Origin of the sequence: Blastomonas sp. SL216 (genome assembly GCA_026625625.1) — a bacterium.
GTDB lineage: Bacteria > Pseudomonadota > Alphaproteobacteria > Sphingomonadales > Sphingomonadaceae > Blastomonas.
The window spans coordinates 3,070,101-3,085,164 of record CP113055.1 but is presented as its reverse complement, the minus strand read 5'-3'; the positions used below and the strand labels follow the sequence as shown (position 1 = coordinate 3,085,164).

Below are 15,064 nucleotides of genomic sequence, written 5' to 3'. Positions count from 1 at the left end.
GCTATACAGCCGGTTCGCGCCCCAAGGAAGCACAAAGCGCCGCATCGATGCGCGCCCTGGCCTCGGCCGCGATCGCCTTGCGCCCCGGAAAATCGGCGGGGCTGAACGGCTCGAGGAAGTGCAGCGTCACCCAGAAGCTGCGCTTGCGGGTGAACAGCCGCAGCGCGTTGTTGGGCGCGGTTTCCTCGCCCACCCAGGCGATGTCATGGGCGTCCGCGCCATAGTCCAGGTACATCGGCTGGACCAGCACGCCGGGCGGCGGCGGATCGAGCACCTGCAGCAGCGGCGACTTGAACGGCAGCAGCTTGCTGCCATCGGTGGTTGTGCCTTCGGGAAAGATGGTGATCGCCCAGGTTTCGGCGAGCGCATCGCGCAGCTCGTTGATCTGCCCGGCGATCCCCAGACGGTTGGTGCGCGATACGAACACGGTGTCATTGAGCTTGCACAGCCAGCCGATCACCGGCCAGCTCTTGATGCCGTCCTGCGCGACAAAGGCGCTGCCATTGCGCCCGGCAATCACGGGAATGTCGAGCCAGCTCAGATGATTGGCGATATAGAACACATCGCGCTTGAGCGGTGTGCCGACCACCCGCACCTTGGCACCGCACGCCCGCCCGACGCCGCGCAGGAACAATTTGGGCCAGGGATTGGAGAGTCTGAGCGTCCGCCAGACATAATAGAGCGGCACGCACACGATCAGCATCAGCACGATCAGCAGCACCCGCAGGGCGAGCCGGATGCGCCCGATCAGCCCCGGATCGCGCCAGTGCAGATGCGCCATATCCGGCGTGTCGGGATAAAGCGGTACAGGCTTGGGGGCGACGGGCGCAGCTTCGGCCTCGCTCATGCGCGCCGTCAATCCTTGCGGTCGAGCGCGACGCCGTACAGTTCCATGCGATGGTCGACCAGCCGGTAGCCCAGCCGCTCGGCAATCAGCTTCTGCAGCGCTTCCAGCTCGGGATCGACGAATTCGAGCACCTTGCCGGTCTCGACATCGATCAGATGGTCATGATGCGCTTCGGGCGCGGCTTCATAGCGCGCGCGGCCATCACCGAAATCGTGGCGGTCCAGAATGCCCGCCTCTTCGAACAGGCGCACCGTGCGATAGACCGTGGCGATCGAGATGCGCGGGTCGATGGCAGAGGCGCGCTCGTGCAGCCGCTCGACATCGGGATGGTCTTCGGCTTCGGAAAGCACGCGCGCGATCACGCGCCGCTGATCGGTGATCCTGAGACCACGATCGGCGCACAACGCCTCCAGGTCGATTTTCTGGCGCATGCTGCCCCTTCAAAATGCCGTTGATGGTGGAGGCCATCCTGCCGGGCGATGATGCACGGTGGCTGGCCAGCGCGGAAAAAACATCTCCGCGCATGGCCGCCAATCTATCGTGCAACGCCGCAAATGCAACCGCCAGCGACGCCGCGACCGCCCGGAACAGCGGTTACTTGGCCGGGCGCTTGCCCGGTTTGCGACCCAGACCGATCTTCTTGGCGAGTTCGCGGCGGGTTGCAGCGTAATTGGGCGCCACCATCGGATAATCGGCAGGCAGATTCCAGCGCGCCCGATATTCTTCCGGCGTCATGTTATAGTGGGTCATCAGATGCCGCTTGAGCATCTTCAGCTTCTTGCCGTCTTCCAGGCAGACGATATAGTCCGGCTTGACCGAGGCGCGAACAGATACTGCCGGTTCGGGCAGCTCTGCTTCGGCAGCAACTTCGCCCGGCGTCAGGCCATTGAGCGCGCGGTGAACGTTCTCGATCAGTCCGGGAATGTCTGAGACCGCAACACTGTTGTTACTGACATGGGCAGCCACAATATCTGCCGTCAATGAAATCAGCGTTTCACGCATGTCGAGTTCTGCTTCTGCCATAATCCTTCATCCCGTTTCTTTTGTGATTTGCGACCACTAATCCCGCCGGTTTGCAGGCCGACGCGATATGCAAGAGTGTTTGAGCTACGTCAACGCCCTTAATGCTTCCAGAGAAATGGGCTAGTTGTAACTAACATTTTCAGTGTTTTTGTCAATTATATTCAGCGCAACATCATGGCCATGGTGAGCGCATCGTAGCGACGACTATCTGAACCCTGGTAATAGTCTTTACGTAAACCCACGGGATGAAATCCGAATTTTGAGTAAAGCCGCATTGCGGGATTATTGGATCGCATCTCCAGGTGAAGCCGGTTCACACCCGCATCCCTCGCATTCTCAACCACTTGGTTCAAAAGCGCGGAGCCCGCGCCGAATTGACGCCATTTTGGGGCGACCGCGATCAGCAGCAATTCTTCCTCATCAGCAACCCGCCGCGTCATGGCAAATCCCACCGGCGTGCCAGATGCATCCGGTTCGGATGCAATCGTTTCCGCAAGCAGCAGGTGCGTGAGCGGCATGGCCAGCATCGAACGGGTCTGGCTGTGGTTCCAAGCTTCGCCATAAAGCGGGTCAAAGGCCTGCTGCATGACCTGCATCACAGGACCCAGCGCATCTTCTGCGGCCAGCCCGCCGATCAGCTGGAACCCGGGCGCGCCATCGGGGCTGCGAGGGCTGCGGTCATCGGGCATCAGCCTGGGCCCGCCGCTGCCGGGATCGTCGCCATCGGCTTGGCATCCGCCCCCCGCCCGTAGATCGGATCGGCAGCCAGGCTGCGCGCCTGTTCCGACAGCAGCAGCGCCGACCGCGCATCAGGCAGCAGTGTCAGCGCAGTGCCAGAGCCGCGCGCGGTCACCAGCGGCTCGGCCATACTGCCCGCGACCAGATCATGCCGGCACGCGGCAACCGCCACATCGGGCAGCAGCGAGGCGAGCGGACCGGTCGCCGCGCCCTGGCCGTCAAAGCTCTGGACGAAATATTCGCCATGGCCGCCCGTCATCACGATATCGATTCCGGCTGCGCCCGGATGCGCAGCCAGCGCCATCGCAGCGACCAGGCTGTGCGTCGAATAGCCGCTGACCGGCACATCCCAGGCCAGGGCCAGCGCGCGCGCCGCCGCCAGACCGACGCGCACCCCGGTAAAGCTGCCGGGCCCGCAATTAACCACAATCGCATCGGCGCGCCCCCGATCGGGCAGCGCGGCGATCATCGGCACCAGCCGCTCGGCATGGCCGCGGCCCATCACCGCATGGTCGCTGGCAATCAACGTCGCGCCATCGAACAGCGCCACCGAACAGGCTTCGGTCGCGGTATCGATGACCAGCAGGCGGGAGGCATCGGGTGGCATACCCGAAGGCCGCTAGCTGATTGTGTTGAACCGGTCAAAACCCGGACGCGGGCTGCGACCGAAAATCGTCGAGGGGTCGCCATAGCCCAGAGTCGAGATGAAGTTCGACTTCACATTGGGCTGGTCGGCGAAAAAGGCCTGATCGACCGCGGCATTGTCAAAGCCCGACATCGGGCCGGTATCCAGCCCCAGCGCGCGTGCGGCGAGGATGAAATACGCGCCCTGCAGCGAGGAATTGCGCAGCGCCGAGATACGGCGGAACTCGGCCTTTTCGTGGCCGACAAACCAGCTGCGCGCATCGGTATGCGGAAACAGCTCGGGCAGCAGCTCGTGAAATTCGAGGTCCATGCCGATGACGACGCTGACCGGCGCGGCCAGGATCTTCTTGGCATTCGCCTCCATGCAGCACGCCGCCAGCTTCTGCTTGGCTTCGTCCGACACGCACCAGACCATCCGCGATGGCAGCATGTTGGCCGAGGTCGGCCCCATTTTCATCAGGTCCCAGATGGCATGCAGCTGCTCGGTCGTCACCTGTTGGTCGGTATAGCCATTATAGGTGCGCGCGGTGCGGAACAGCTGGTCGAGCGCGGCATCGTCAAGCGGTGCGGTCATGGAAGAGCTTTCTGGAACTGGGGAGGAAGAAGCCGTCAGGCGGCGCGGACTTCGATCACTTCGGGCACATAATGCTTGAGCAGCGATTCGATGCCGTGCTTGAGCGTCGCGCTGGACGAGGGACAGCCCGAACACGCGCCCTGCATCTGCAGATAGACCACGCCCTTGTCGAAGCCGCGATAGACGATATCGCCGCCATCATTGGCCACTGCCGGGCGCACGCGCGTTTCGAGCAGCTCCTTGATCTGCTCGACGATATCGGCGTCCTCCGGATTGCTCGGCCAATCCGATTCCTCGGGCGGGACCGCAATGCCCGCAGCGCTGGCCGCGCGGAACAGCGGCATGTCGGCGGAGAAATGGTCGAGGAGCACCGAGAGCACATCGCCCTTGAGGCTGGACCAGTCGGCGCCGGGGCCCGAAGTTACCGAGATGAAATTATGGCCGAAGAACACGCCGGTGACATCGCCCAGGCTGAAGATCGCTTCGGCGAGCGGCGAGGCTTCCGCCTCTTCGGGCGAGGCAAAGTCGCGGGTGCCCATGTCCATGACCGTGCGTCCGGGCAGGAATTTGAGCGTGGCGGGGTTGGGCGTGGTTTCGGTCTCTATCAGCATGAGGGTTATCTGGTGCAGCATCGGCATCGGCGCAAGGCGCAATTTGTTTATGCCGCCTTGCCAGCCGTCCGTAAGAGCCCGGGCGGCCCGCCGCATATTCACTGGCCAGTCATCATGGCGCTGCCTATACATTGCCCCATGACTTTCCCCCTGATGCGCTGTGCGCCCGTGGCCGCTGCTCTTGCGGCCCTCTCGCTCGTTGTTTCTCCGCCGCTGCTTGCGAACCTGCCGGGCGAACCGGTGGCCAGCGGCAAGGATGAAAACGGCAAGCCGCTGCGGCCACCCAATCTGGAGCCGGGTGAAAAGACCCCCTGGCTGTACAAGGGCAGCAACGTGCCGGTGGACAAGGGCTGGACCTTTGGCGAGCTGAGCAACGGTGTGCGCTATGCGGTGCGGCGCAACGGCGTGCCGCCTGGCCAGGTGGCGATCCGCGTGCGCATCGATGCCGGATCGATGATGGAGACCGATGCCGAGCAGGGCTATGCCCATCTGCTCGAGCATCTCACCTTCCGCGGCTCCAAATATGTGCCCGATGGCGAGGCGATCCGTATCTGGCAGCGCCAGGGGGCAAGCTTCGGCAGCGACAGCAATGCCGAAACCACGCCGACGCACACCGTGTACAAGCTCGATCTGCCCGCCGCGACGCCTGCCGGGCTCGACGAGAGCATGAAGATTTTGTCGGGCATGATCCGCGAGCCGGGGCTGACCGGCGAAGCGGTCAAGGCCGAGGTGCCGGTGGTCATGGCCGAATTGCGCGAACGATCGGGCGCGCAGGTCCGCGTCGGCGATGCGACGCGCCAGCTGTTCTTTGCCGGGCAGAAGCTTGCCGAACGCTCGCCGATCGGCAAGATCGAGACGCTGAACGCGGCAACATCGGATGCCGTGCGCGCCTTTCACCAGCGCTGGTATCGCCCGGAAAACACCGTGATCTCGATCGCGGGCGATGTCGATCCGGCAACGCTCGAAAAGCTGATCCAGACCTATTATGGCGACTGGAAGGTCAAGGGCAAACAGGCCCCCTATCCCGGTTTCGGCCAGCCCGATCCCGCGCAGCCCGTGGCGCGCACCATTGTCGAGCCCGGCTTTCCCTATCTGGTCAGCATGGCGATCCTGCGCCCGTGGAAGCCGGTCAACGACACTATCGACTATAACCAGCAGCTGCTGATCGATCTGGTCGCGACCCAGCTGATCAACCGCAGGCTGGAAGGCCGCGCGCGCGGCGGCGGCAGCTATCTGCAGGCGCAGGTCAACCAGGAGGATGTCAACCGCTCGGTCGACGGCACCTTCGTCTCGATCGTGCCGATCGGCGACGACTGGCAGGCAGCGCTGAACGACGTGCGCGGCGTGCTCGCCGATGCGACCACCACGCCGCCGACGCCCGAGGAAATCACCCGCGAGCTGGCCGAGTTCGATGCCGCGCTTGCCGTCCGCGTGGAAAGCGCGGCGACCGAGGCCGGGGCCAAGCAGGCCGATGACATCATCGGTGCGGTAGACATCCGCGAGACCATTGCCTCGCCCCAGACCGCGCTCGACGTGTTTCGCGGCATGAAGGCGATGTACACGCCCGAACGCCTGCTCGAATCGACCAGGCGCCAGTTTACCGGCATCACCACCCGCGCCATCCTGGTCTCGCCCAAGGCCGTTGCCGATGGCGAGCAGCTGCTCAATGCCGCGCTGACCCGCGATGTCGGCGCCGATGCCAGCGCACGGCTTGCTGCGGCCAATGTCACGTTCGACGATCTACCCAAGCTGGGCGCCCCCGGCTCGGTTGTGGCGACGACCAACCTGCAGCTGCTCGAGACCGAGATGATCGAGCTGTCGAACGGGGTGAAGGCCATACTCTACCCCAATGATGCCGAAGTCTCAAAGATCATGGTCAAGGTGCGCTTCGGCAACGGCTATCAGGCGTTTCCGGCGGACAAGCCTTCGCTGGTCTGGTCGGGCCAGTCGGCGCTGGTCGCCAGCGGCATTGGCGAGATCGGCCAGGAAGGGCTCGACCGGCTGACCACGGGCCGCCGCATCGGCTTCGGCTTCGAGGTCGAGAACGACGCTTTCTCCTTCTCTGCCGATACCCGCCGCGCCGATCTGGAAGATCAGCTCAAGCTGTTCGCGACCAAGCTGGCCAACCCGCGCTGGGACGCCAACCCGGTACGCCGCGCCAAGGCGGGGACGGAGCTGGCCTATCGCAGCTTCAGCATGTCGCCGCAGACCGTGCTGGAACGTGATCTCAACTATCTCACCCGCAACCGCGATCCGCGCTGGAAGGTGCCGAGCCCCGAGGATGCCGCGCAGCTGACGCCCGAGGCGTTCCGCGCCACCTGGGAACCGGTGCTTCAGCAAGGGCCGATCGAGGTGCTGCTGTTCGGCGATTTCGACCGGGCAGAGGCGATCGCCGCGCTGGAAAGGACCTTTGGCGCGCTGCCCCCGCGCCAGCCGGTGCCGGTGGTGGCCGGGCCCGATACGGTCAGCTTCCCCGCGCCCAATAGCGAGCCGGTGGTCGTGCGGCACGAAGGCGCGCCCGATCAGGCGGCGGCCTTTGTCGGCTGGCCGACGGGTGGCGGACTTCCGGGCGTGCAGGAAAGCCGTCAGCTGGAAATCCTGACCGCGATCTTCAACAGCCGGTTGTTCGATCAGCTCCGCGCCCAGGCCGGGGCAAGCTATGCGCCGCAGGTCGTCAACAACTGGCCGATCGCCTTCGACAAGGGCGGCTATATCGGCGTGATCGGGCAGCTTGCACCCGAAAATGTCGGCAAGTTCTTCGAGATTGCCAACAGCATCGCTGCAGATCTCGCCGCCAAGCCGGTGAGCGAGGATGAACTGGCCCGCGCCACCGAGCCGCTGCGCCAGCTGGTCTCGCGCGCCAGCACGGGCAACAATTTCTGGCTCAACCAGCTTCAGGGAGCGACGCGCGATCCGCGCCGCATCTCGGCGCTGCGCACGATTTTGCCCGATTATACCGTAACGACGCCGGAGAAGATGCAGGCGCTGGCCGCCAAATATCTGCTCAAGGACAAGGCCTGGTCGTTCGTGGTGCTGCCCGAGGAGGCCGCTGCACCCTCGGGTCGCTGATCAGAGGGTCAGAGCTGCGGCAGCTCGTCGGGGCCGCGATCGGGCTCGATTATGTCGGGACCGACGGGATCGATCTCGGGCGGCTGCTGCACCGGGTCCTCCATCGGCGGGTCGTTGACCGGCAGTTCGGTAGGGCTCTGCGGGTCGATCCGGTCGGGCGGGGGAATCGCGGGGTCTTCGGGACGTGTGGCCATGAAAAGGGCTCCTTTCATCCGCACCTACGCCTGTTCGATCAACCGGTTGCGGGCGGGACAGGCGGGCGGGACGCGCCCCCTTGCCCTTTGCGGCAACCTTCTTTAGACGCGCACGCTTGATTACCGCGACGCGGGCGTGGCGAAACTGGTAGACGCGCCAGATTTAGGTTCTGGTATCGAAAGATGTGGGGGTTCAAGTCCCTTCGCCCGCACCATCGCATGGATGGCCGGGAAAGGGCAGGATTGCCCTTTCTTATTATGGAAAGACAAGAGTTTAAGCCGATGCAGATTGTCGAGACGCTGAACGAGGGCCTGAAGCGGGCCTATACCATCACCATCCCCGCCAAGGATCTGGATGCCCGGGTCGATGCGGAAGTGAAGAAGATTGCGCCGCAGGTGCGCATGCCCGGCTTCCGCCCCGGCAAGGTGCCCGCCAACCTGATTCGCAAGATGCATGGCGATTCGATCCATGCCGACGCGCTCAACGCCTCGATCCAGGAAAGCGTCGACAAGGCGATCCGCGACAACAACCTGCGTCCCGCCATCCAGCCTTCGGTCGACCTCAACGAGGATTATGCCGCCGGCAAGGATGCCGAAGTCAAGGTTTCGCTGGAAGTTCTGCCCGAAGTGCCTGCCCCGTCGATCGATTCGATCACGCTGGAGCGCCTGACGGTCGAGCCCGCCGAAGAAGCCGTGACCGAAGCGCTGCAGCGCATCGCCGACGGCCAGAAGAGCTATGAAGCCGCCGCCAAGAGCTACAAGGCCAAGGAAGGCGACCAGGTCGTCATCGACTTCGAAGGCAAGGTCGATGGCGTGCCGTTCGAAGGCGGCAAGGGCGAAGGCATGGCCGTGGTCATCGGTTCGGGCCAGCTCATCCCCGGTTTCGAAGATCAGCTCGTCGGCCTGAAGGCCAATGACGAAGCGGTCATCAACGTGACCTTCCCGGAAAACTACGGCGCTGCCGATCTCGCCGGCAAGGCCGCGACCTTCGACATCGTCGTCGGCGAAGTGAAGAAGCCCGGCGAAACCAAGCTGGACGACGATTTCGCCAAGTCGCTGGGCCTGGAAAGCCTGGAACAGCTGACCGGCCTGATCAAGGGCCAGCTGGAGCAGGAACTGAACGGCCTGACCCGCACGCATATGAAGCGTCGCCTGCTCGATCAGCTCGCCGCCAATCACGACTTCGAGGTTCCGCCCTCGATGGTCGAGGCCGAGTTCAACCAGATCTGGGCGCAGCTTGAGCAGGAAGCCGCGCAGGAAGAGGATGTCGAGGCCGCCCGTGCCGAGATGGAAAAGGACCGCGACGAATATCATTCGATCGCCGTGCGCCGCGTACGCCTGGGCCTGCTGCTCTCCGAAATCGGCCAGGCCAATGGCGTCGAAGTCTCGCAGCAGGAAATGAACATGCTGATCGCGCAGGCCGCGCAGCAGTATCGCCAGGAAGACCGTCAGCGCTTTGCCGAGTATATCCGCAACACGCCGATGGCCGCCGCCCAGCTGCGCGCACCGCTTTATGAAGACAAGGTCGTCGACTTCCTGTTCGACAAGGCAACGATCACCGAGCGCGCCGTGACCCGCGAAGAGCTGGAAGCAGCGATCGAGGCGGACGAGGACGGCCATGTCCATGGTCCCGATTGCGGCCACGATCATGGCCATGATCACGACGAAAAGCCCAAGGCCAAGAAGGCCGCGCCGAAAAAGGCTGCGGTGAAGAAGGACGCCGAAACCGAGGCCGAGCCTGCTGCTGAAGCGGCCGAAAAGCCCGCGAAAAAGGCTGCCCCCAAAAAGGCCGCTGCCAAGAAGGAAGAGGCTCCGGCTGAAACCGCCGAGGAAGCCAAGCCTGCCAAAAAGGCTCCGGCCAAGAAGGCGGCTGCCAAGAAGGCCTGATCTTCGGATCTTCGCTGAAACGATCAAGACCCCCGCCAGGCTCAGCCTCGCGGGGGTTTTTCGTTGCAGCCGGGCGTCCTCGTCAGCCGCGCCGCCAGCGCCGGTCGGACAATATGGCCCTGGCTGCATTGTGCCCCGGTGCGCCGGTGACCCCGCCGCCCGGATGCGTGCCCGACCCGCACATGTACAGGCCCTTCAGCGGCCCGCGATAATCGGCATGGCCCAGCACCGGCCGCGCCGCCCAGAGCTGGTCGAGGCTCATCCGTCCGTGGAAGATATCGCCGCCGACCAGCCCGAAGGTGCGCTCCAGCCCCTTGGGGCTGAGCACCTGCCGCCCGAGGATCGAGGCGCGAAAGCCCGGTGCATGCGCCTCGACCGTGTCGATGATCGTGTCCGCTGCCGCCGCTTCCTGTTCCGGCGTCCATTCGAGCGCCGGGTCGAACTGCTGGCAGAACAGGCTGGCGACATGGGCCCCTGCAGGTGCCAGGCTGTCATCGACGATCGAGGGAATCAGCATCTCGACAATCGGTGCGCGTGACCAGCCATGCAGCTTCGCGTCGGTGAACGCGCGGTCCATGTAATCGAGGCTGGGCGCGATGACGATGCCCGCGCGCAGATGCTCGCCGTCTCCGGGCAGGCTGGCGAAATTCGGCAGGCGATCGAGCGCGACATTCATCCGGAAGCTGCCCGATCCGGTCGCATAGCCGCGCATCCGGCGCGCAAAATCCTCCGGCAGCGCCGCGTCGGGCACCAGCCGCCCGTAGAGCAATGCTGGCCCCACATTGGCGATGATTCGCGCTGCACGAAGCTCTTCGCCGCTGGCGAGGCGCACGCCCGTGGCGCGCCCTCCCTCGACCAGCACCTGTTCGACCGGTGCATTGAGGGTGATCTCCACGCCCTGTTCGGAACAGGCCTCCGCCATCATCCGGGTGATGCTGCCCATGCCGCCGACGACATGACCCCAGCTGCCCTTGTTGCCATTCACTTGCCCAAACACATGGTGCAGCAGCACATAGGCAGAGCCCGGCGTATCGGGGCTGGCATAATTGCCGACCACCGCATCGAACCCGAACGCGGCCTGGACGGGGGCGCTTTCGAACCATTGGCCGAGGAACTCGCGCGCCGATCTGGTGAACAGCTCCAGCATGTCGCGCTGCACTTCGCGCGGCAGCCGCGACAGCAGCCGACCGGTGGTCAGAGCCTCGACCAGCCCGGGCACGCCGCCGCCGATATTGGGCGGCGACCGCAGCGCCAGATCGCGCAGCACATCGGCGACCCGGTCGAGCATCGCGTAATAGCCCGGCAGCGCCTCGGCATCGCGCTTCGAGAAGCGCGCGAATTCGGCCTGAGTCCGCTCAAGCCCGCCGCCCAGAATCAGATGGTCGCTGTGCGGCAGCGGCAGGAAATTCGAGACCGGCCGTTCGATGACGCGGTATCCGCGCCGTTCCAGCCCCATGTCCGCAATCACCCGCGGCTGCAGCAGGCTGACGGTATAGCTGGCCACCGAGTTGCGGAAACCGGGGTGGAACTCCTGTGTGACCGCCGCGCCACCCACGACATGCCGGGCCTCGACGATCCGCACCTTCAGCCCCGCGCGCGCCAGGTAGAACGCGCAAACCAGCCCGTTATGCCCCCCGCCGATGATGATCGCGTCCGGCGCTATGCTGCTGTTGCCCATGGCACAGGCCTAGCCCAGCGGCCGGGTGTCGCCAAGGGTGGCTGATCATGCCGCCAGACCCCAAGAATTCGCTGGCGCGCGCGGGCGGATATTGATAGCGGTTCGCAAAACCACCATGCTTCTTGACCAGCTTCCCACCGGCCAGCGCGCGGAGATTGCCGCGATCGACTGGAGCGTCCTGCCCCCAGACGAGGGCAAGCGCCTGCGCGCGCTGGGCGTGGACGAAGGCGCGATGGTCTCGATCCGGCATCGCGGCATCTTTTTCGGGCGCGATCCGATCGCGCTCAGCATCGGCCGGATGACGGTGGCAATCCGCCGCGTCCACGCCCGCGCGATCACCCTGCGCGAACCGGGAGCCGCAGCATGACCCGGCACCAGCCGCTGATCGCGCTGGTCGGCAACCCCAATGCCGGCAAGAGCGCGCTGTTCAACGCGCTGACCGGCGCGCGGCAGAAGATCGCAAACTATCCCGGCGTGACGGTCGAGCGCAAATCGGGCCGCTTTGCCTTTGCCGATGGCCGCCCGGGCGAGCTGATCGACCTTCCCGGCAGCTACAGCCTCGATCCCACCAGCCCCGACGAAGCCGTGACCCGCGACGTGGTGATGGGCCGCCAGACCGGCGAGCGCCAGCCCGATGCGCTGGTGATCGTGCTCGATTCGGCGAATCTCGACCAGCATCTGGTCTTCGCGCTGGAGCTGCTGCAGCTGGGCCTGCCGACCGTCATCGCGCTCAACATGGTGGACCTGGCCGAACGCGACGGGCTGACGCTCGACGCGGCGCGGCTGGCGGCAGATCTCGGCGTGCCGGTCATCCCCACCGTCGCGGTGCGCAGGCGCGGCCTGACCGAGCTGGCCGCTGCACTCGACAGCGTCATCCTGACGAAACAGGTCCCCCACGCGCCGCTGGGCGAGCCCGACATGCGCGCCCGCCGCAGGCGCGCCGAGCATATCGCCAATGCCGCGATCGTCAGCCAGACGCAGAGCCGCCGCTGGACCGACCGCGCGGATGCGGTGCTGCTTCACCCCTTTGCCGGGCCGGTGATCCTGTTCGGGCTGCTGTTCGTCATCTTCCAGGCGGTGTTCAGCTGGGCCTCGCCCTTTGCCGACGCGCTGGAGGCGGGCCAAGAGGCTGTAGCCAGTCTTGCAATGCAGAGCATTCCCGCGGGCTTCCTGCGCTCGCTTGTTGTTGAGGGCATCGTTAAAGGCGTGGGAGCTGTCGTCGTCTTCCTGCCGCAGATCGTCATCCTGTTCTTCTTCATCCTGATGATGGAGGCGACCGGCTATATGGCGCGCGCCGCGTTCATCATGGACCGGCTGATGGCCAGTGTCGGCCTGTCGGGCCGTTCGTTCATCCCGCTGCTCTCCAGCTTTGCCTGCGCGATCCCCGGTATCATGGCGACGCGCAGCATTTCGGACGAGAAGGACCGGCTGACCACGATCCTGATCGCGCCGCTGATGACCTGTTCGGCGCGGCTGCCGGTCTATACCGTGATCATCGCCGCGTTCATCCCCAAGATCACCGTCGGCCCCGCCATCGGGCTGCAGGGGCTGGTGCTGTTCGGCCTCTATGTCTTCGGCATCATCGGCGCGATGGTCGTCGCCCTGGTGCTGCGCTCCACTGTCGCCAAGGGCGGTGCGAGCGGCTTCCTGATGGAAATGCCCAAATATCAGATGCCGCGCATCGCCGATCTGGCGCTGGGCCTGTGGCAGCGCGCCTGGCTGTTCCTGCGCCGCGCGGGCACGATCATCTTTGCCGTCACCATCGGCCTGTGGCTGTTGCTGAGCTATCCGCAGGTGCCCGCCGGCAGCAGCATGAGCCAGTCCGAATATTCGGCCGCCGGGCGGATCGCGAGCGTGCTGGAACCGGTGGTCGCGCCGATCGGCTTTTCGCGCGACATCGCGCTGGCGCTGATCCCGGCCATGGCCGCACGCGAGGTCGCGGTCTCGGCGCTCGCGACCACCTATGCGATCGACGCCACCGACGAGGACGAACAGGCTCAGGCCTTGGGCGAGCGGCTCGCCGGGCGCTGGTCGCTGCCGACCGCGCTCGCCTTCCTCGCCTGGTTCGTGTTCGCGCCGCAGTGCATATCGACGATCGCGGTCACGCGGCGCGAAACCAATGGCTGGAAATGGCCGATATTCATGCTGGGCTATCTGTTCGGCCTGGCCTGGGTCGCTGCCGGGATTACCTTCTGGACCGCGACCGCTTTGGGGCTATAGACGCCGCATCGTGCCATCGGCATAGTGCCGGGCACCATCCATCACAGCATCATAATCCTGAGGAAAGCATATGTCGGGCAGCGTCAACAAGGTCATCCTGATCGGCAATCTGGGGGCCGACCCCGAAGTCCGCAGCTTCCAGAATGGCGGCAAGGTCGCCAATCTGCGCCTCGCCACCACCGAGACCTGGAAGGACCGCAATAGCGGCGAAAAGCAGGAGCGCACCGACTGGCACACCGTCGCGGTGTTCGGCGACGGCCTGGCAGGCGTGGCCGAGCGCTTCCTGCGCAAGGGCAGCAAGATCTATGTCGAAGGCCAGCTGCGCACCCGCAAATGGCAGGACCAGCAGGGCAATGACCGCTACACCACCGAAGTGGTGCTGCAGGGCCCCGGCGCGGTGCTGACCATGCTCGACAGCGCCCAGGGTCGCGGTGCCGGTGGCGGCGGCGGCATGGGCGGCGGCGGCGGCGACTTTGGCGGCGGGCGCAGCGGCGGCGGTTCTTCGGGCGGCGGCGCAGGCGGCGGCGCGCGCGGCTTCAACGATGGCGGCTCGTCGAGCGGCTGGGGCGGCGGCGGCTTTGACGACGATCTGAACGACGACGTTCCGTTCTGAGGTTTCGCAAACGGAAGGGGCAGCGGGATGAGCGACCGGTCCGAGATGCTGAAGGCGCGGCTGGTTCGAAATTTCGATACCATTGCGCTTGAACATCGCACCCGCACCGCGAGCGTCGACTTTCACCATGCCCGGCTGACCGAAGGCACGCCAGCGACCAAGCTCGGCGCGGCAGTGCTGATCGTTGCGCCGGGCAAGATCGCCTGTCCCTATCATCTGCACCATGCGCAGGAAGAGATGTTCGTGATCCTGGAAGGCAGCGGAACGCTGCGGGTCGCAGGCGAGCGTGTGCCGATCAGTGCGGGCGATGTCATCACGGTGCCGCCAGGTCCGGATTACCCCCGCCAGATCATCAACACATCCGACGCGCCGCTGAAATACCTGGCGATCAGCACTCAGGACGACCCGGAAATCTATGAATATCCCGATTCGGGCAAGTTCATGGCCGAGGCCGGCCTGTCGCGCGCCCAGCCCTTCGAGGTGATCCAGCGCAGCGGCGAAAGCCTGGATTACTGGGACGGCGAACCCTGATTTCATTCAAGTCGGAAAAGAGACCCCGATGCAGATCACGATCTATCACAACCCGAAATGCGGCACCTCGCGCAATGTGCTCGCCGCAATCCGCGAGGCCGGGCACGAGCCCGCGATCATCGAATATCTGAAGACCCCGCCGACGCGCGACACGCTTGAAGACCTGGTCGCGCGCGCCGGTGAAGGCGCGCGCGGGCTGCTCCGCGCCAAGGAGCCGCTGGTGCAGGATCTGGGACTGGATGCTGCGGACGTCAGCGACGATGCGATCATCGATGCGATGGTGGCGCACCCGATCCTGCTCAACCGCCCGATCGTGGTCAGCCCCAGGGGCGTGAAGCTGTGCCGCCCCAAGGAGCTGGTCGCGGATCTGCTTTGACACCAAAACCCCGGCAGAGCCGTCAGGCCCGCCGGGGTCAGGAGTGACTTTGAATAAG

General features: G+C 65.1%; 16 protein-coding genes and 1 tRNA gene. 8 read left to right on the top strand and 9 right to left on the bottom strand.

Annotation, left to right across the window (positions count from 1 at the left end; genetic code table 11):
• Position 1: 1 nt before the first annotated feature.
• The 7 genes from OU999_14635 to OU999_14605 form a co-directional block, all read right to left on the bottom strand.
• Positions 2-847, bottom strand: a complete 846-nt coding sequence (locus tag OU999_14635) for a lysophospholipid acyltransferase family protein (protein ID WAC22964.1) — start codon at positions 845-847, stop codon at positions 2-4.
• 8 nt (positions 848-855) lie between these two features.
• Positions 856-1,278, bottom strand: coding sequence for a Fur family transcriptional regulator (locus OU999_14630; GenBank protein ID WAC22963.1), 423 nt, complete (start codon positions 1,276-1,278; stop codon positions 856-858).
• Positions 1,279-1,441: 163 nt separating this feature from the next.
• Positions 1,442-1,870, bottom strand: coding sequence for a MucR family transcriptional regulator (locus OU999_14625; protein ID WAC22962.1), 429 nt, complete (start codon positions 1,868-1,870; stop codon positions 1,442-1,444).
• 161 nt (positions 1,871-2,031) lie between these two features.
• The gene (locus tag OU999_14620; GenBank protein ID WAC22961.1) at positions 2,032-2,559 is read right to left on the bottom strand and encodes a GNAT family N-acetyltransferase; all 528 of its coding nucleotides are present in this window, start codon (positions 2,557-2,559) and stop codon (positions 2,032-2,034) included.
• Complete coding sequence (gene tsaB, locus OU999_14615) at positions 2,559-3,215, bottom strand: tRNA (adenosine(37)-N6)-threonylcarbamoyltransferase complex dimerization subunit type 1 TsaB (protein WAC22960.1); 657 nt, start codon at positions 3,213-3,215, stop codon at positions 2,559-2,561. Before tsaB ends, OU999_14620 begins: the two co-directional genes overlap by 1 nt.
• Before the next feature lie 12 nt (positions 3,216-3,227).
• Positions 3,228-3,827: a malonic semialdehyde reductase gene (locus OU999_14610; protein WAC22959.1), complete on the bottom strand. Its 600-nt coding sequence runs from the start codon at positions 3,825-3,827 to the stop codon at positions 3,228-3,230.
• Positions 3,828-3,862: 35 nt separating this feature from the next.
• Complete coding sequence (locus tag OU999_14605) at positions 3,863-4,438, bottom strand: NifU family protein (protein WAC22958.1); 576 nt, start codon at positions 4,436-4,438, stop codon at positions 3,863-3,865.
• Positions 4,439-4,576: 138 nt separating this feature from the next.
• Between OU999_14605 and OU999_14600 the strand changes: the two genes are divergently transcribed.
• On the top strand, positions 4,577-7,507 hold the full coding sequence (locus OU999_14600; GenBank protein WAC22957.1) for an insulinase family protein: 2,931 nt from the start codon (positions 4,577-4,579) through the stop codon (positions 7,505-7,507).
• Positions 7,508-7,515: 8 nt separating this feature from the next.
• Here the strand turns inward: OU999_14600 and OU999_14595 are convergent, their stop codons facing one another.
• Positions 7,516-7,701, bottom strand: coding sequence for a hypothetical protein (locus tag OU999_14595; GenBank protein ID WAC22956.1), 186 nt, complete (start codon positions 7,699-7,701; stop codon positions 7,516-7,518).
• 130 nt (positions 7,702-7,831) lie between these two features.
• Here OU999_14595 and OU999_14590 point away from each other — a divergent pair.
• Both OU999_14590 and tig read left to right on the top strand, forming a co-directional pair.
• Positions 7,832-7,916: transfer RNA gene (locus OU999_14590), tRNA-Leu, on the top strand.
• Positions 7,917-7,983: 67 nt separating this feature from the next.
• The gene (gene tig / locus OU999_14585; protein ID WAC22955.1) at positions 7,984-9,588 is read left to right on the top strand and encodes a trigger factor; all 1,605 of its coding nucleotides are present in this window, start codon (positions 7,984-7,986) and stop codon (positions 9,586-9,588) included.
• Between the two features lie 82 nt (positions 9,589-9,670).
• On the opposite strand, the gene OU999_14580 is transcribed toward tig, so the two are convergent.
• The gene (locus OU999_14580; GenBank protein ID WAC22954.1) at positions 9,671-11,266 is read right to left on the bottom strand and encodes an NAD(P)/FAD-dependent oxidoreductase; all 1,596 of its coding nucleotides are present in this window, start codon (positions 11,264-11,266) and stop codon (positions 9,671-9,673) included.
• Between the two features lie 115 nt (positions 11,267-11,381).
• Between OU999_14580 and OU999_14575 the strand changes: the two genes are divergently transcribed.
• From OU999_14575 to arsC, 5 genes are all read left to right on the top strand, one after another.
• Entirely contained in the window at positions 11,382-11,633 is a 252-nt protein-coding gene (locus OU999_14575; GenBank protein WAC22953.1) for a FeoA family protein, read from the top strand.
• The gene (locus tag OU999_14570; protein WAC22952.1) at positions 11,630-13,486 is read left to right on the top strand and encodes a ferrous iron transporter B; all 1,857 of its coding nucleotides are present in this window, start codon (positions 11,630-11,632) and stop codon (positions 13,484-13,486) included. The genes OU999_14575 and OU999_14570 overlap by 4 nt, the downstream gene beginning before the upstream one ends.
• 70 nt (positions 13,487-13,556) lie before the next feature.
• Entirely contained in the window at positions 13,557-14,099 is a 543-nt protein-coding gene (gene ssb, locus OU999_14565; protein WAC22951.1) for a single-stranded DNA-binding protein, read from the top strand.
• A gap of 27 nt (positions 14,100-14,126) precedes the next feature.
• The gene (locus OU999_14560) at positions 14,127-14,630 is read left to right on the top strand and encodes a cupin domain-containing protein (GenBank protein ID WAC22950.1); all 504 of its coding nucleotides are present in this window, start codon (positions 14,127-14,129) and stop codon (positions 14,628-14,630) included.
• Between the two features lie 28 nt (positions 14,631-14,658).
• A complete protein-coding gene (arsC, locus tag OU999_14555) occupies positions 14,659-15,006 on the top strand; it encodes an arsenate reductase (glutaredoxin) (GenBank protein WAC22949.1) in 348 nt (115 codons plus the stop codon).
• Positions 15,007-15,064 lie beyond the last annotated feature (58 nt).